The sequence below is a fragment of the Bythopirellula goksoeyrii genome, assembly GCF_008065115.1.
Lineage (GTDB): Bacteria > Planctomycetota > Planctomycetia > Pirellulales > Lacipirellulaceae > Bythopirellula > Bythopirellula goksoeyrii.
This window is the reverse complement of the sequence record NZ_CP042913.1, coordinates 1,620,379-1,636,500: the sequence shown is the minus strand read 5'-3', so window position 1 is coordinate 1,636,500 and position 16,122 is coordinate 1,620,379. Positions and strand designations below refer to the sequence as shown.

At 55.2% G+C, this 16,122-nt stretch carries 13 protein-coding genes; 8 read left to right on the top strand and 5 right to left on the bottom strand.

Annotation, left to right across the window (positions count from 1 at the left end; genetic code table 11):
• The 3 genes from Pr1d_RS06535 (at window position 1) to Pr1d_RS06525 (ending at window position 3,774) form a co-directional block, all read left to right on the top strand.
• On the top strand, window positions 1–1,125 hold the full coding sequence (locus Pr1d_RS06535; RefSeq protein ID WP_148072784.1) for a saccharopine dehydrogenase family protein: 1,125 nt from the start codon (window positions 1–3) through the stop codon (window positions 1,123–1,125).
• A gap of 57 nt (window positions 1,126–1,182) precedes the next feature.
• Window positions 1,183–2,721: an L-piperidine-6-carboxylate dehydrogenase gene (gene amaB / locus Pr1d_RS06530; protein ID WP_148072783.1), complete on the top strand. Its 1,539-nt coding sequence runs from the start codon at window positions 1,183–1,185 to the stop codon at window positions 2,719–2,721.
• 138 nt (window positions 2,722–2,859) lie between these two features.
• Window positions 2,860–3,774: a hydroxypyruvate isomerase family protein gene (locus Pr1d_RS06525; protein ID WP_148072782.1), complete on the top strand. Its 915-nt coding sequence runs from the start codon at window positions 2,860–2,862 to the stop codon at window positions 3,772–3,774.
• A 1,587-nt stretch (window positions 3,775–5,361) separates the two neighbouring features.
• Here the strand turns inward: Pr1d_RS06525 and Pr1d_RS06520 are convergent.
• Window positions 5,362–6,267, bottom strand: coding sequence for a carbohydrate kinase family protein (locus Pr1d_RS06520; RefSeq protein WP_168205091.1), 906 nt, complete (start codon window positions 6,265–6,267; stop codon window positions 5,362–5,364).
• A 143-nt stretch (window positions 6,268–6,410) separates the two neighbouring features.
• Window positions 6,411–8,444 (bottom strand): sigma 54-interacting transcriptional regulator, encoded by a 2,034-nt coding sequence (locus Pr1d_RS06515; protein WP_148072780.1) that lies wholly within the window; start codon window positions 8,442–8,444, stop codon window positions 6,411–6,413.
• 421 nt (window positions 8,445–8,865) lie between these two features.
• On the opposite strand from Pr1d_RS06515, the gene Pr1d_RS06510 reads away from it, so the two are divergent.
• Together Pr1d_RS06510 and carA are read left to right on the top strand one after the other, a co-directional pair.
• The gene (locus Pr1d_RS06510; protein ID WP_148072779.1) at window positions 8,866–10,209 is read left to right on the top strand and encodes a DUF1598 domain-containing protein; all 1,344 of its coding nucleotides are present in this window, start codon (window positions 8,866–8,868) and stop codon (window positions 10,207–10,209) included.
• A gap of 320 nt (window positions 10,210–10,529) precedes the next feature.
• Window positions 10,530–11,672 carry a glutamine-hydrolyzing carbamoyl-phosphate synthase small subunit gene (carA, locus tag Pr1d_RS06505; protein WP_148072778.1) on the top strand — a complete coding sequence of 381 codons (1,143 nt, stop codon included), beginning with the start codon at window positions 10,530–10,532 and terminating at the stop codon, window positions 11,670–11,672.
• A 58-nt stretch (window positions 11,673–11,730) separates the two neighbouring features.
• Here carA and Pr1d_RS06500 read toward each other — a convergent pair whose 3' ends face one another.
• A complete protein-coding gene (locus Pr1d_RS06500) occupies window positions 11,731–12,096 on the bottom strand; it encodes a hypothetical protein (RefSeq protein WP_148072777.1) in 366 nt (121 codons plus the stop codon).
• Between the two features lie 183 nt (window positions 12,097–12,279).
• Entirely contained in the window at window positions 12,280–12,933 is a 654-nt protein-coding gene (locus Pr1d_RS06495) for a hypothetical protein (RefSeq protein WP_148072776.1), read from the bottom strand.
• A gap of 318 nt (window positions 12,934–13,251) precedes the next feature.
• Here Pr1d_RS06495 and Pr1d_RS06490 point away from each other — a divergent pair, with 318 nt between their 5' ends.
• Complete coding sequence (locus Pr1d_RS06490) at window positions 13,252–13,617, top strand: hypothetical protein (RefSeq protein WP_148072775.1); 366 nt, start codon at window positions 13,252–13,254, stop codon at window positions 13,615–13,617.
• A 5-nt stretch (window positions 13,618–13,622) separates the two neighbouring features.
• On the opposite strand, the gene Pr1d_RS06485 is transcribed toward Pr1d_RS06490, so the two are convergent.
• Window positions 13,623–14,147, bottom strand: coding sequence for an NUDIX hydrolase (locus Pr1d_RS06485; RefSeq protein ID WP_148072774.1), 525 nt, complete (start codon window positions 14,145–14,147; stop codon window positions 13,623–13,625).
• A 211-nt stretch (window positions 14,148–14,358) separates the two neighbouring features.
• On the opposite strand from Pr1d_RS06485, the gene Pr1d_RS06480 reads away from it, so the two are divergent.
• Together Pr1d_RS06480 and Pr1d_RS06475 are read left to right on the top strand one after the other, a co-directional pair.
• The gene (locus tag Pr1d_RS06480; RefSeq protein WP_148072773.1) at window positions 14,359–15,492 is read left to right on the top strand and encodes a zinc metalloprotease; all 1,134 of its coding nucleotides are present in this window, start codon (window positions 14,359–14,361) and stop codon (window positions 15,490–15,492) included.
• A gap of 132 nt (window positions 15,493–15,624) precedes the next feature.
• Window positions 15,625–16,113 (top strand): hypothetical protein, encoded by a 489-nt coding sequence (locus tag Pr1d_RS06475; RefSeq protein ID WP_148072772.1) that lies wholly within the window; start codon window positions 15,625–15,627, stop codon window positions 16,111–16,113.
• The last annotated feature ends 9 nt before the right edge of the window (window positions 16,114–16,122 follow it).

Sequence of the window (16,122 nt, the reverse complement as noted above, 5' to 3'; positions counted from 1 at the left end):
ATGAAACATCGTGTATTGCTACTTGGTGCCGGAAAAATAGGTCGTATGATCGCTCGGTTCCTCGTCGACTCGGGGGACTATGAAGTCAAAGTTGGCGATGCCGATACGTTGGCGTTGAAACGAATTGCTGACCGGATTCAGGTGACCACCGTCGAGATCGACGCCTCGGATAGCAAGCAACTCTCAGCAGCGATGCAAGACTGCGACTCTGTGATTTCTGCACTCTGCTTCACATTCAATCCACTCGTGGCGCAGATGGCCCTGGAGACGGGGACGAATTACTTTGATTTGACCGAAGACGTCGCCACGACCCAGGCGGTACGAAAGATCTCAGCTCAGGCTACCAAGGGGCAAATCTTCATGCCGCAAAGCGGACTGGCCCCAGGGTTCATCTCGATTGTGGCTAATCATCTTACGAAATCGTTCGATCAACTCGATTCGGTGCAGATGCGTGTGGGGGCCTTGCCACAGTTTCCCACCGGGGCGCTGAAATACAACCTTACGTGGTCGACCGATGGCTTGATCAACGAGTATTGCAATTCGTGTGAAGCGATTCACGACAATCGGCGTACCGATATCTTGCCTTTGGAGGGATTGGAGCATTTCTCCATGGACGGTGTTCGCTATGAAGCTTTTAACACCAGTGGTGGCTTGGGCACCCTATGTGAAACTCTTGATGGCAAAGTACGGGAACTCAACTACAAGACGATTCGCTACACGGGACATCGAGAGCTTATGCTGCTGTTAGTGAACGAGCTTCGCTTGAACGAGCGGCGCGAGCTTCTTAAGGACATCATGGAAAACGCCGTACCGATTACCTTCCAGGATGTTATCGTGATCTTCTGCACCGTGACAGGCATGCGCAACGGTCAACTCGTGCAGATCACCGATGCTCGTAAGATCTATCACGAGAAGATTGCTGATGAGAATTGGAGCGCGATTCAGATCACTACATCGGCTGGTGTCTGTGCCGTGCTAGACATGCATGTTACGGGAGAACTCCAAGTGAGTGGTTTCGTGAAGCAGGAGCAAGTCGATTTCGATCGCTTTCTCGCCAACCGCTTCGGACGCCACTTTGACTGCCGTACCGCAACTCGCTTCAGCACGACGGCCAATGACGAATAACCCAGATCTTAAAGCCGCGACTCTACGTGTCGCAGGTCCCCATTCAGGAACGAACCAATGCATGCCAATCTCCAAAAAGCTTGCGATGCTCTAGCACTACCTAAGGATCATAAAGCCACTGCGATTGGCAACCAGTGGCAACCGGGCCGAGGAGATTCCCTCTCCGTCGAATCTCCGATCGATGGACAACTGCTCGCCAAATTCAAGATGGCTAACCCGCCTCAGGTAGAGGCCGTTGTCGATGCAGCTAGCGCAGCTTTTCTCGAGTGGCGTAGCGTTCCCGCCCCCGTGCGCGGCGAATTCGTGCGGCAATTTGGGCAGAAGCTTCGCGAGTTTAAGGAGCCCTTGGCCACGCTGGTGAGTTGGGAAGCGGGCAAAATCACCCAAGAAGCACTCGGTGAAGTGCAAGAAATGATTGATGTCTGTGATTTCGCCGTCGGACTTAGTCGGCAACTCTACGGCAAGACGATCGCGAGCGAACGACCCGGCCACCGACTTACCGAGCAATGGCATCCGCTGGGTCCCGTCGGCGTGATTTCCGCTTTCAATTTCCCCGTGGCCGTTTGGGCTTGGAATGCGGCAATCGCATGGGCCTGTGGCGATCCAGTCGTTTGGAAACCTTCGGAGAAAACACCACTGGCTGCTATCGCCTGCCATACGATCGCTACTCAAGTCCTCGCCGAAAATCCCGACATCCCCGCCGCAATTTCCTCCCTCTTAATCGGCGGAGCCGACGTAGGCCATGCGCTTGCATCCTCACCACGGCTCCCTCTCATCTCCGCCACGGGATCCGTCCCGATGGGCCGCGCGGTCGCCCAAACTGTAGCATCGCGATTGGGACGCTCATTGTTGGAACTAGGAGGCAACAACGGAATGATCGTCGCCCCCTCGGCCGACCTTGACCTGGCGATCCGCTCGATCACATTTTCCGCGGTGGGAACCTGTGGCCAGCGCTGCACTTCCATGCGTCGTGCTATCGTGCACGAGTCCTTAGCCGACACACTTCGCGACCAGTTGCTCGGCGTGTACAAGAAACTTCCTATCGGAGACCCCACGGTCGAGGGCACGCTGATTGGTCCCTTGATCGACGAGCGCGCATTCGAAGCGATGGAAACGGCGCTTGCCGAGGCAAGAGGGCAGGGGGGTGTCGTGCATGGCGGAGGCCGCGAAACGGAGGGTGTCCCACAAGGCGGGTTTTACGTTCGGCCTGCGATTGTCGAGATCGACTCCGAGGCGGCGATTGTCCAGCAAGAAACATTCGCTCCCATCTTGTATTTCATGCGATACCAGAGTCTCGAAGATGCCGTCAGCATTCACAACTCGGTTCCCCAAGGATTGTCCTCTGCCATTATTACGAATGACGTTCGCGAAGCGGAACTCTTCTGCTCTCCCGTTGGGTCTGATTGTGGGATCGCCAACGTAAACATCGGCACCAGTGGCGCAGAAATCGGCGGTGCATTCGGCGGAGAAAAGGAAACTGGCGGTGGCCGCGAGTCCGGCAGTGACAGTTGGAAACTCTACATGCGACGGGCCACCAACACGATCAACTATTCTGAGGATCTCCCGCTCGCGCAAGGCATTCGCTTCGATATCTAGTTGGAATCATCCCATCGAGCCCTAGCCGCCGACAAACCTGCCGGCAGGGAATCAGCGATTCGCCAGTGTTCTCATTTCAATTCCTTCCGCTACAATACCGTCTCAACTCTTAAACGACTCTTTCTGGAGATATCCTTCATGCTTCGTCGTGAATTCCTGGCAACTACGGGCGTCTTTGGTGCGAGCCTTGCTACGGGCACCGCGACTACGTTTGCTCAAACCTTCTCAGCCAAGCACCAATTCCAACTCAAGTACGCCCCCCACTTTGGCATGTTCAAGGCGTTGGGAGGAGACGACCCGATTGACCAACTCAAGTTTGCCGCGGACCAGGGCTTCACCGCCTGGGAAGACAACGGCATGCCAGGTCGGCCAGTCGAGATGCAAGAAAAGATCGGCCAGACCATGGCTGACCTGGGCATGACAATGGGAGTGTTCGTCGCCAACAATGTCTCCTGGGGCAAGCCCGACCTCGCAAGTGGTAAACAGGAAAGCCGTGACAATTTCCTCAAGAGTATTCGCGACTCGGTGGATATCGCCAAACGAGTCAATGCCAAATGGATGACCGTGGTTCCGGGACATGTCGACAATAAGCTGCAGATGGACTACCAAACGGCCAACGTGATCGAGAGCCTGAGACAAGCTTCCGCCATTCTCGAACCACACAAACTGGTGATGGTGCTGGAACCCCTCAACTGGTGGGCCAACCACGCTGGACAATTCCTAGTGACCACACCCCAGGCATATTTGATCTGCAAAGCAGTCAACAGCCCCTCCTGCAAGATTCTCTTCGACATCTATCATCAGCAGATTTCCGAAGGGAATCTCATCCCCAACATTGACAAGGCGTGGGACGAGATCGCCTATTTCCAAGTCGGTGACAACCCGGGTCGCAAAGAACCCGGCACCGGCGAGATCAACTACCGCAACGTCTTCCGTCATATCCATGACAAAGGATTTACAGGAGTCGTCGGCATGGAACACGGCAACTCGAAGGATGGAGCCAAGGGTGAGCAGGCAGTGATTGACTCGTATGTCAAGGCAGATGATTTTTAACCATCGTGGACCACGCACACTAGCTTCAGTGTCTCCAGAACTTCACGGATCGCAATGGCTAGAGCAACAGAGACACAGTTTGATTTGCCCGGCAAGGTGGGCAGTTTAGTGCAAAGCTGAAGTCCGCTTTGAACCATCGACAGGGCAAAACTCGGTGAATCCTGTCCCGGAAGGTGCCTCTATTGCACCAAATTCCAGGGGGCCCCAATCGGGCGTGCAAAATTCGAGGCGATTCGCTCGCCCGTAGCTCAGCAAAGCACTTGCAAACAGTACCTTGCCGAGTCTTGGGCGCGCAAAATGAAGCGAGTTCACTTTCCCAGACGTCGGGAAGCGTCGCGCACAATTACAAATTGTCAAAGAGCTTGGTTTGGTGGGGTTAGTGGTTAGTTGGGCATTGGGCATTCCTGGTTTCGCGACGGTGTAAAGCTCATGATTCTTTTTCGATCCTGCGCACCGAAGCAGGGGTTTTGTCCCCGCACATTTTGTCGAAAACTTTTTCTACAAAACAAAACCCCCTCTCGTTGCGTCGGTCCGGTGGGCTTCAACTCGTTGGCCTATCATGACTTATGCGAATTGCGTTGGCTTTTCCGTGACGGGGTTATGTAAACACAACCTCACCACACTGGTCGCTACTTGCTCGTCAAAGTCGCCAAATTCAAGCAGCGCGCGGACCTGGCGCGAGCAAACCCGCAAGGCCCTTGCGGGCGATAGTGCGTTCTTATTACTTATCGCACGTACCATTATCAGGATGCCGAGGAGAAATTACACAACTGTTTTTGTGCCACTCAAAGAACAGCCGCGCAGCGACTATTGGCCAACCGCGAACGTTAGCGACTGGACAGAGTTGGGAGCAAAATGAGGGGCTAGTTGTCAGGCGGAGGGTGCCACTGGTGGGATGACTTCAGAGAATCTGGGAAGATCTGCTTGAATAAAGATCGCCCCGGGTTAGTCTAGATTGAAGAACGAACAGGGCGGAGCGATTCCCCGCGAATTGGTTTATCCGTTGTCGAGGATTGTCAAGTAAAGTCATCCCAAAACGACAATATTAGACCTGTCCCGGTTAATTGAACTTTTAGTAACGAAGAGGGGACGCGGCTCTCATCAGGCGACGCATAAGGTGATAGAATCGCCCCATGCCACGCCGTCCTCGTCGATGTTCTACTGAAATGAGTTTCACGTGCTGAATCGAGCCGTTGCACTTCTGTCGATATTTGAAAACCCTGAGGACTACTTGGCTTTTGAGCGGGTGTTGGAGTTCAAACTTTAGGGACGACTCAAAAAAACTTCGGCATTTCGAGTTCATGACATCGTAGGATGGGCACTCCTGCCCGTCTGCCTTTATCTATCGCGGTGAGCGACGGCCAGGAGTGGCCGTCCTACAAAATCTCGAAGTTGATGATGAGCCGTCGCTTAGGTTGCTTTTCGAGAATTCTTTACAACACCATGTCCAGGCTAAAGGCTGAACTCCAACAAAGAGGATAAGGTATTCGCTCAATTCCCCCCAGCTTCTTGTCCCCTGGTATGTCTCTAGATATCCCTCTCCGAGGTGCGCAACCCTGCGAATCGTTGATTCGCGGCTAGAAGAAGTTAGATTTGCCTTGCGTCTGCCAATTTAGCTGTTGCTTCGAAATCGCGAATCGCGCTTGTTGCTCCAAGCCCCGTCACGCAACAAGCCCCGCATGCGGCGGCAAGTCGGCCGGCTTCTGTTGGGCTCATGCCTCGCAGTAGGCCTGTGAGTAATCCGCCGAGAAAACTATCCCCTGCACCCGTAGTGTCGATCACGGGTCCCGGGGGGGGTATGGATGGAACTTCGACGTACTCACCGTCGGTTGGGCTTAGCAGGGCACCTTGCTCGCCGAGCTTGACCCCTAGGAGTCCTTTTGCACCTGCGGTGCGATAGGTGGTGAGAATTTTTTCCGGATCGCTCTCGCCGGTTTGATGCTTCGCTTCCTTGTGGCTCGGCACATACACATCGAGATACTGCAAACACTCGGCGAGTGGCTCCATGGTGCCGCCGTCTCCGGCGGCATCGAGCGCTGTCAGGCATCCTGCTGCTTGAATTGCCTTTAGCACTTCCGCCAGATCATCCTGCAAGTTCGGCAACAGCGAGTAGTATCCCAGCAGCATCGCCCGACTCTTAGCGAAGAATTCGAGCTTCGAGAGGAAGGCCTGCTTGTTGAGTTGCTTGGGTGCCCCAACGGCATGCAAAAAACTGCGTTCCCCTTGGGGATCGATCAGCACAGCGGTGGTGCTCGTTGGCTCGGTCTCATGCGTCATGAGTTGCGAAGTATCAATTCCCTCCGCGGCATACCGAGAGTGAATGACTTCAGCCCACTCGTCTTTGCCGACGTAGGTGAATGCGGCGGTGCGCATGCCAAGTCTCGCCAGAGTCGTCCCCGAATTGGAGACAATTCCTCCGGTGGTAATCAGCAGAGGTTCGGTGCGGACCAATTGTCCCCCGCCGATGGGCACGTCCAATGGCACCGGACGCACCAACACATCCACCACACAGGAGCCACAGACGATAGCGTCGAATGATTTGTCCAGTGGAGGCTCCTAGCCGGACCGCCACGAGGTCCGAGAATTTCAGTGTTGCGCTATCCCGGAGGCAGGTGTGCCTCCGGCTAAGGGTTTTACTATGCCCGAGGTTTTTCCTCAACTAGGCCGTAGCGGCGAATCTTCCTGTCCAATGTTGAACGCTCGACTCCCAGAATACCGGCTGATCGACTCTTATTCCAACCGGTGGAATTGAGCGTTTGCAGGATGTGAATTCGCTCGATATCGGCCAGGGACATCGGCTCATAGTCCTTCGGGTTGGCCAGCTCGACTCCTATCTCCGTGTCGCCAGCGGTTTTCAATGCAGAGAGCACCAAGTCCGTGTGGTCCACATACTCGCCGCGCGCCAGCACGACGGCCCGTTCGATGACGTTCTTGAGCTCACGCACATTGCCTGGCCAGCGATACCTCAAGAGTTCTTCCATCGCGCGGGGGGTAAATCCTTTGAGCTTGCGACCCGTCTCTTCGCTAAAGCGGCGCAGGAAAAACTCTGCCAGATCGGGAATGTCACCGGGCCGTTTGCGTAGACCAGGAACGATGATTTCCAACACGTGCAGGCGGAAATACAAATCGCGGCGGAATTTGCCTTCTGCGACATCCTTTTCCAAGTCGCGGTTCGTCGCGGCTATTACCCGCACATCGACTTTGATCTGTTGCGTTCCACCCACGCGCTCATAGGGATGCCCCTCGAGCACGCGCAAGAATTTCGCCTGCAGTGACTGGCCCATCTCGCCGATCTCGTCAAGCATCAGGGTCCCTTTGTCGGCCTGCTCGAACTTGCCGATCTTCCGCTCGGTAGCACCCGTGAAGGAACCCTTTTCGTGGCCGAAGAGTTCGCTCTCCAGTAGCGACTCGCTCAGTGCGGCACAGTTGAGACACACAAACGGTTTCTTCGCCCGCGGGCTGGAGAAATGCACGGCCCGGGCGACCAGTTCCTTGCCGACGCCACTCTCCCCGCGAATCAAGACTGTCGCGCGACTTGGGGCAGCCCTAGCAATCTGCTGGGTCACCTCCATCATTACTTCACTGGAGCCGACGATCTCGCTTTGCACACCCAGCTGCTCGCGAAGCTGCACGTTTTCGCTTCGCATCTGGTTGAGGTTCTCGGCCAGCTCTTGCCGCTTGTTCATGTTCTCCAGGGCCACGCCGACGGTGTCCGCCACGGCCAGCGTAAACTCTAGATCCTCGGGATCGGTCGTGCGGTCAGCACCGGTGGTGTAGAGATGAATCAGACCAAAGATGCTCCCCGCCATGCGGATGGGAGCGCAAATGACACTGGTAGCCAGGATTTCCCCTTTGCTGTCGCGGTTGCCCAGATCGCTGTCGTCCATCACGTTGCGTGCCATGACCGCCTGCCCATCACGCAACACGGTCGCAGTCAGAAACGACGAAACTCGGTGATACGAATGTTCGCTGTCGCTCCGTGATGCGATCACGTCCAACTCCTCCGCTTGTCGTTTGCCGGTGTTATCTTGCGAGCGAAGCAGAATCGCGCCGGCATCCACGCCGGTTCCTTCGAACAAGCCGGCCAGTGTCGCATTGGCCAGTGAGACGATGTCGGTCGACTTGGCCAAATCGAAAGCGAGGCGGCAGAGTTTGGCAGCAGCGCGGCCGACCTTGGGAAACGCTTCATCGCTTTCGTCCAGGTCGCTCTCATCGAGAAAGCGACTCTGATCTTTGCGATGCGTAATCATCGTTGGTTCGAAAGATTCGAACACACTCTCGGTGTCTTCACCCAAATCGCCGGTGATCGCATCAGGCTCGCCCATAGGTTTAGACGATTTCAGAAAGCTCCCCGACTCGGGAAACGCTTCGGTCAGCTCATGCACAAAAGCCAACTGAGAGTTGCCAATCTGGATAATGTCGCCCGGCTGGAGTTCGTGATCCTGCGAGACTTTCACGCCGCTAACCAGGGTGCCATTGCGGCTTTCCAGATCGCGGAGCATCCACTTGCCCTGTGTGAAAAAGACCTCAGCATGGTTACGACTACATCGCTCGTCTTTAATCGAGACCGTGTTGGTCGGGGCCCGTCCAATGGTTGCCGATTCGCCAGGAACCAGGCGTATGACATCCGCCCATTTCGAGCCCTCGCGGATTATCAGATAAGCATTCATGCAGTTTGGCAGGGGTCAGCAGTTTCACTCTCGCAAGATAGTCCTATTGTAACCAATTGCTGCACTTGGCGTAGCCTTCTCTTGTGTCCAATTGTCCGACTGGCAATCGTGGAGACGTTACAGGCCGCATGATCGGAAGCGTAAATGTCCTCTTGCCAATGCTGCCAAAACCGGCGGAAATCTGGCTGCGGCACTTGATCTCCGCCCAGTGAAGGCGTTTAGAAGATACAAAACGGCTGCTTTGCCCTGGCTGAGAAGAGAAATGGGGCGAAAAATGTTGAATATCGTCTCTTTACCGACTAGTCTAAAGGGAGAGGCAACCAATACCCAACAACCCTTCTCTTGCCCACACCGGGCGAGATTGTGTCGTTAGCGTTCCGCCGAATCACTTCTGATTTGGTCCTGAGGAGAAGCACAAGAGATGAACCGATTTTCAACCCGCTATCGTTGTCCCGTTTTTGTTCTGGCATTAGGTCTTGCCTGGTCGCTGGCCACGGCGGAACTATCTGCACAGTTTGTGCAACAAGCGATCGGTGGTATCGCCGTCGATGCCGAGGGTGTCGTCCAGGCGCCCACGGTTGAAGACGAAGCCGCCTTGGCCAAGATGCGTGAGTCAGCGCTCGCTGAAGTGCCCGAGGATTTGCAGGCCTTCACCGACGTGCGCGCCGTGTCGCTCAAGCAACTTGAAGCCGAAGTCGCCAAGCACTTGGCCGAAGGCTCGGAGCTTCCCGAGTCGGTCCGCTACCTAGCAGGACTACAACGGGTGAAGTATGTGTTTGTCTATCCCGAACAAAACGATGTCGTCATCGCGGGCCCGGCCGAAGGATGGCGTGTCGATAGATTGGGCAATGTGGTGGGTGCCACGACCGGCCGCCCCGTGTTGCTGCTAGAAGACTTGGTCGTCGCATTGCGCACCCGCGATGTCGAACAACTCGAAGCGATCTCCTGCTCGATTGATCCCACCCCCGCCGGGATGCAGCGACTCCGCGGTGTGATGCGCCGCATCCAGTCGATGGGCGATCCCGAGCAAACGATGACCACGATGGAAGAGGCCCTGGGCCCACAAGTCGTCACTGTCACCGGTGTACCACAATCCAGCCATTTCGCTCGCACCATGGTCGCCGCCGACTTCCGCATGAAACGGCTCGCCATGGGTTTTGATGCGTCCCCCGTCGGAGACATGCCAAGCTTCATGGAAATGCTCGCCTCGAGTCGCGGCAGCACCAGTGCCACGCCTCGTTGGTGGCTCGCTCCCAAGTACGAACCCTTGGCCAAGGATGCTGCCGGCCTGGCCTGGGAACTTCGCGGCCAGGGCGTGCAATGCCTCACCGAAGAAGATCATTTCAATGCCGCAGGCATTCGCCAAAGCAGCTCCAAAGCGGGTGCCGCTGCTACTGCTTGGGCCAATAAATTCACCGAGCGTTTCAACGAACTGGCCGACCACGATTCCTCGTTCGGATCCTTGCGCAACGCGATGGACTTGGCCGTCGTGGCCGCCCTGATCGACAAGCAGGGCTTGCTCGACAAGGCAGGCCTCACTTTGCCCGAGCTAACTCACGCCCTGGCTCTGAGCGAGTACTATGCCCCTCGTCAGGTCAATTCCCAAGCGAACTTCGTACGCCGCCGCAACGATTTCGTCGTGAGTGCTTCCGGTGGCGTGCAACTCATCCCCTGGACAGTCGCTGACGAGATCGAAGAAGTCGCTGCCGTGGGTGATGTCCGTGCGAAGTTGGCCGCACCCAGTGGCAACTGGACTTGGCAATAGCTGTTAGAGGCTTAGCCTCTGAATACTGTTTTTTTCCCGGACCAAGGTGTTAGTCCGGCTAGGGCGCTTGCGGTTTCGCGTTAATTTTCTAGCCCCTACAGTTTCGGGCCGAGATTCGCTAAAATCTCCTCAGCGCATAAAAAGAGGGTCCCTGCTCGCCGGGGCAAGAACCCTCGAAGTTTAGGCTGACCGGTTGTCTCACTTGCGTGTTCAACACCCGGAGACCCACAGCCTAATTTGGGCTATCGTCGTAAGAGCTGACCTGGCTTGACCGCCAAATCCCTTCCCACTCCCCGGCAGGTAAAGTAGCAACGATTCAAATGGCACAACCGGCAAAATTGGCACTCGAAGATGGAACCGTCTACGCCGGCAGTTCGATCGGCGCCGAGGGCGAAGTCGATGGCGAGGTCTGTTTCAATACCTCGATGACCGGCTATCAGGAGATTCTCACTGATCCGAGCTATCGGGGGCAGATTGTCACGATGACCTACCCCCAAATCGGCAACTACGGCGTAAACGAAGCCGACTTCGAAAGCAGCCGTCCCCACTTGGCAGGCTTCGTCGTGCGGGAGCATAGCCGCATCCAAAGCAATTTTCGCTCAGAGGCCTCACTTTCAGAGTTTCTCAAAAAGTGGGGGGTCGTAGCCATCGAATCGATCGACACGCGAGCCCTCGTCCGTCGTATTCGCTCCCAGGGAGCCATGCGGGGCGTGCTCTCCACTACGGATCTGGACGACGCCAGTTTGGTGGCCAAGGCCAAGGCGAGCCCCGGCCTGGTCGGCCGCGATTTGGTCCAAGAGGTCATGCCAAGCGAGTCCGCCACATGGGATTCCACCGTCAGCAACTGGACGCATTTGAATGCGGAATGCGGAATGGGGAATGCGGAATCACCCCACGTTGTTGCTCTGGACTATGGCATGAAGTGGAATATTCCTCGGCATCTGGTTGACCAGGGTTGCCGGGTGACGGTTATGCCAGGGACTTCGACGGCTGCGGATGTGATAGCTCAAAATCCCGACGGGGTGTTCCTCTCCAATGGCCCCGGCGATCCGGAGCCGCTGGAATATGCAATTGGCACAATCCGTGAGTTACTAGGAAAGCAGCCAATTTTCGGCATCTGCCTGGGGCACCAGTTGCTCTCCCTGGCCTGCGGGGCAAAGACCTTCAAGATGAAATTCGGCCATCGGGGCGCGAACCAGCCAGTGCAAAACCTCAAGGACGGAACTGTTGAAATTACTTCACAGAACCACGGCTTTGCCGTTGACGAAGATTCACTGCCGGAAGTTCTGGAAGTCACCCACCGCAGCCTGAACGATGGCTCGATCGAGGGTGTCCGGCATCGGGATCTAGCCGCATTCAGCGTGCAATACCACCCCGAAGCATCCGCTGGTCCCCACGACAGCCACTATCTGTTTCAGCAGTTTTTGGACTCGATGGGGAAGGGTCTAGAGTTGAGTGTTTAGTGTTGAGGGTCCCGAGCCCGATTCTTGTCCTCAACTCTCCACACTCAATCCTCAACTTCTATTGCCCCGTCAGCAATTCGATCACTTCAATCGCCGCAATGGCATGCTCGGGATTGCGCACGCGATCCGCTTCACATTCTCTCATGAGATCGGTAGCGTAGCGCAAATACTGTTCGCGCGATTCTTCCACAAGTTCCCAGCCGATCATCTCGACCACCTGGGGCCACAACTGGTGGGCCTTCGCTAGCGACGCAGCATCTCCGCGGATCGCTTGGAAGACAACATCGTCGAGTTGCTCAAGTAGGTGCCGCACCTGCTCAGAATCAGGATGGAGCCGATGGGATGGGCATTCTAAAGTGGGTGACGTACCACCTCCAACATCTGAAGGCTGGCTATTATGTGCAGCGTGGGGATGGTATTTCATGGACGGTTAGCTCTTTGTGAAAACGTTCAAGACAAACTCTCGCAGAGACGCGGAGTCACAGAGAAAGAGGTTGTCGTTTCCTCTGTGTGGCTCTGCGAGAGTCTCTTCCCTCACTCCTAGGGTTCGAATGATCAAACCGATTCGAGACCGTTTGGACTATTCGCACTTAGTGCAGATGCGCTGCTATTTCTTAGCTCTGCGCCGCGATTGGTTCCGTTGCCGAGGAGCCGGGCTCTCTGCAACTGAAGGAACCGTTTTCGTCGGATCAGGTTCGCCCGTTTCCGTCCCCTCTTCCAGAGTTGTTGATTTCTCTAGATGGACCAGGAGTTTTGCATGGTGCTTATCGAGTGCTACGTGCAGTCGCTCAAATTCTTTTTGCCAGATTTCACGTGCCTTTTCGGCACTGTGGCGTTGGCTCTCGATTGTGGACACGAGCTGGCTGACTTGTTCCTGAGCCGCGTGCAGCTCCGACTTGATTTGCTCGTATTTGCTCACCAGTTTCTCGTATTGAATCAGTTGCTGAGCCTTTTCTTCTTCCAGGACTTTCGCGTCTTCTTTGGCCGCGGCTAGCTCTTCCTGGAGCTCCGTCAGTTGGTGCTGCTGATCCTCACTGCTACCCTGAGGGCACTTTTCCAGTGCATCCGAACGCAGGTCGAGTTGCGTTTCCTTTCGTGCCAATTCGCTCTGCCACTGCGTGAGTTCCTCGTGCAGTTTCTCTAGGGCTGCAAACGAGTCGTGTATCCAGGTCCCCAAGTCGTCGTTCTCGGTCCGTACTACGCCTAGAGGCTCCAAAGCTTCGTGCAAAGATTGCATGGAATCAAGAGTTGATGTTGACATGATATGGTTCCGATCGTTCGCGCAGCTCATGAGCTGCGATTTGATGTCGTTGATTTGTTCGGCAATGGCCTGAATATGGGGCTGTTGAACCAGCCAATGCGGCAGGATGGGTGGAAGCCGCATGGGAAAAGGTGCGCGAGAGGTCGTCATAAGCCTCCGCTGAAGAAAAAATAGCTCGAATCTACTCGACAGGCAAATCAAATAATCTGAAATTTTGAATTCCAGGTCCTAGCCAGACGATGGGGCACAAAGTTAAATGGTCTAAGCTCTCACTTTGCTGTTTTTTTGCATCACCGTGCAATTCTCGCAACGAGTCTTATGACTGCCAAGAAGAACAAGCCATCCAAGAAGCAAAAGAAGCTTCAATACCGGACTCCCGCCGAATCGCGGGGGAGCGAGGCAATCACGGTGGCTTGGACCGTAACGATCACCACGCTGTTCTTCTGCGATTTGGCGATCGTGGCAATTCACTTTTGGTTGGCCGATTCGCCTGAAGCAAAAGGACTCTTGGCCTTGCGTGAATTAATGCTTTTTGCTGGGGCCTTTATCGGCGTGTTGTCGCTGCTGCTCTTGCCAGCGGTCTACAAACTGCGGAGCACTCTCCCACCGACAGGGCTGGTCGTCTTCGGAGCCTGTCTGGCGATCGCCCCCATTTTGACCCTGCTGGTGCGTGGATTGCAGTAGAGGACTTAACTTCCTCGCACTCGATCCCACGATAGGATACCAACAAGCGTCTTCGCGTCCTCGATTTCGCCCCGCATTGCCATGGCCACCGCGTCCTCCCAGGGGACGATCAAGTTCTCAATGTCCTCTCCAGCTTCGCGTGCGGTGGAACCGACCGTCAAATTTTCAGCGACGAACAAGTGCATGCGTTCACGGAGAATGCCCGGTGAGAGATAGAAACTCGGTAGTTCTTGCCAGCTTTGGGCCTCGAAACCGGTTTCCTCTTTTAGTTCTCGAATAGCCGTCTCTGAAGGGGAATCGGGGGGTTCGATCGTGCCGGCTGGAAGTTCGATCAAGGTTTTCTTCACCGCGATGCGATAGTTCCGGATCAGGCAGACCCGATTTCCTTCCAAGAGGGGAATAATGGCTACCGACCCGGGATGCTCAATCACCTGGCGATGAACGACACTTTGTCCATCCCCAGCTTGCAAAGTGTGCTCCACCACACGGAAACGGCTTGTCTTGAGCAAGAGCTTGGATTTCTCGGACATTTGTGGTTTTTTCCAGGGATTCGCAGTACCATTTCAAGGACTTTTTCCCGCTCCAGAAAACTCTGGTTTGCCGACAATTGCAACCGTTGGTAGGATACTTAATTGGAAGGTGTGTTGTCTATTCAGGCTGCCCATCAGCCAGCATGGCATTACCGCTTCCTCCGTCGACCTCATCAATGGGCCAGATTATTGAGCCACGGCGAGTACCAACATGAACCCTTCGAATGAACGGCTGAGTCTGTGCGTGGGACGTTGGCGTGGGATCGATGTGCGTGTACACATCCTCTTCCCTATCTTGGCCTTGAGTGCTCTGCTGCTGACCAAAGATTTCAACAGAATTCATGCCGAAGCTGAGAGCGTCATTACGACCGAAGGATATCTCATTCCCCATACCTTCGGGGGAGCGAACACGCGGTTGGTTTGTCTGGCGCTACTAGTTCTGCTTGTGAGCGTCGCCCTTCATGAACTCGTTCGATTGCTAGCGGCCAGACGTGTCGGAGGTCATGCGACATCGTTAGTTTTAGGCCCCATTGGCGGATTATCGAGGATCCACCTCCCCGCTGATCCTCCAGCCCATCTGCTTACTGGGTTGGTTGGCCCCTTGGTTGCACTTTTGCTCATTGTGGTTGCTGGCTGTGGATTGGCCTTCGCGGGGGATCGTAGCGTTTTGGAACTACTCTTCAGTCCCCTCAATCCCGAACTCGCTTATCCTGGACCTGGCACGAGGCTTTTCTCGATGAAGCTGGTAGGGCAAATGATCGTGTGGATCAATTGCTGTCTATTCCTGGTCGATCTCCTCCCGGTTGATCCTTGTGCGGGTGCCGAGATCCTGCGAGGCGTGTTGTGGCCTGTCGTAGGTCGCAACACCGCAGCTTATGCAACTTCGCATGTCGCTTTGGGAGCGGCCATCCTCTTGGCTATCTCAAGTGCCGTGCTGGTTGGCCAGGCCAATCCAGACGCCCTGGTTCCCGCTTGGTTTCCGCTTGCTTTGGCTTCCGTTTTCCTGCTGTACGCGGCCCGTGGAAATATGCCGTCGAAGAACTACGATGTCGGACTGGCAATCGACGAACTAGATTCGGACGATGAGATTTGGATAGCGGGGGATTGGGTCGAAGAAGATCACGCAGCAGTTCTCGTTGAGCATATCCAGGACAAACAACAGGAAGCATTGGATCGCAAACGGCGGGAACGTGAAGCCAATGAGGATGCTCGTGTCGATGCAATTCTGGCTCGGTTACATGGAACCAGTTTCGAGAACCTCTCGGAAGAAGAACGCGCCTTTCTTAAGCGAGCAAGTCGCCGCTATCAGCGACGCCGTGGAACGGCCGGCGATACTCCGCTGTAGAGGTTCAGACGGTTTTCCGAGTCATGTCGCACTCAAACTTGAATGCCCAATTTCCAATACCCAATGACCAATACAGGTAAGTAGCACCAATGTATTGGTCATTGGGTATTGCACATTGTTCATTTCCTAATTATGGCTCGCCACACAGAAGACCGCGAAGACCTGCTCCGAGACGCAACTGCCCTAGTTCCTCGTGTTATGCTTCAAGTTGAAATTGAAGAACGCACCGTCGAAGTCTTTGCAGGTTTTCGCAATGGCGAGGCGCTGAGCCTCTATTTCGATTCCGACCCGGTGTTTCACTTCAATAGTGCCGGACACCTACGGCGGGCCTTCGCCGCTGGGCACATCCTCAAGGCAAGTCAGGGTCGGCTGGTGTCCTGGAGTCCCCAACGAACCGAATCAAGAGTCACCATGGCCAGCGAGGAGCTTACTACCGAGAAGCAGGAGCAACTTGGCAAGCGCATGCTGGCATTATTGTGCAATCTGAAGAACGCCATGGCTCGGCAACAATTTACACTCATGGGACAGGTGCCGGCGGACGGGGATGGGCTTGAGCGCCTGAGCAGTTGGCTAGAGTCACACTCAGGATTTACCATAGCCGAATTGCCGAATGTGAGTTGAACACGCTTT

Coding starts and splice junctions, on each gene's coding strand:
- Pr1d_RS06535 (WP_148072784.1), top strand. CDS start 1: ATGAAACATCGTGTATTGCTACTTGGTGCCGGAAAAATAGGTCGTATG.
- amaB (WP_148072783.1), top strand. CDS start 1,183: ATGCATGCCAATCTCCAAAAAGCTTGCGATGCTCTAGCACTACCTAAG.
- Pr1d_RS06525 (WP_148072782.1), top strand. CDS start 2,860: ATGCTTCGTCGTGAATTCCTGGCAACTACGGGCGTCTTTGGTGCGAGC.
- Pr1d_RS06515 (WP_148072780.1), bottom strand. CDS start 8,444: ATGAATGCTTATCTGATAATCCGCGAGGGCTCGAAATGGGCGGATGTC.
- Pr1d_RS06510 (WP_148072779.1), top strand. CDS start 8,866: ATGAACCGATTTTCAACCCGCTATCGTTGTCCCGTTTTTGTTCTGGCA.
- carA (WP_148072778.1), top strand. CDS start 10,530: ATGGCACAACCGGCAAAATTGGCACTCGAAGATGGAACCGTCTACGCC.
- Pr1d_RS06500 (WP_148072777.1), bottom strand. CDS start 12,096: ATGAAATACCATCCCCACGCTGCACATAATAGCCAGCCTTCAGATGTT.
- Pr1d_RS06495 (WP_148072776.1), bottom strand. CDS start 12,933: ATGTCAACATCAACTCTTGATTCCATGCAATCTTTGCACGAAGCTTTG.
- Pr1d_RS06490 (WP_148072775.1), top strand. CDS start 13,252: ATGACTGCCAAGAAGAACAAGCCATCCAAGAAGCAAAAGAAGCTTCAA.
- Pr1d_RS06485 (WP_148072774.1), bottom strand. CDS start 14,147: ATGTCCGAGAAATCCAAGCTCTTGCTCAAGACAAGCCGTTTCCGTGTG.
- Pr1d_RS06480 (WP_148072773.1), top strand. CDS start 14,359: ATGAACCCTTCGAATGAACGGCTGAGTCTGTGCGTGGGACGTTGGCGT.
- Pr1d_RS06475 (WP_148072772.1), top strand. CDS start 15,625: ATGGCTCGCCACACAGAAGACCGCGAAGACCTGCTCCGAGACGCAACT.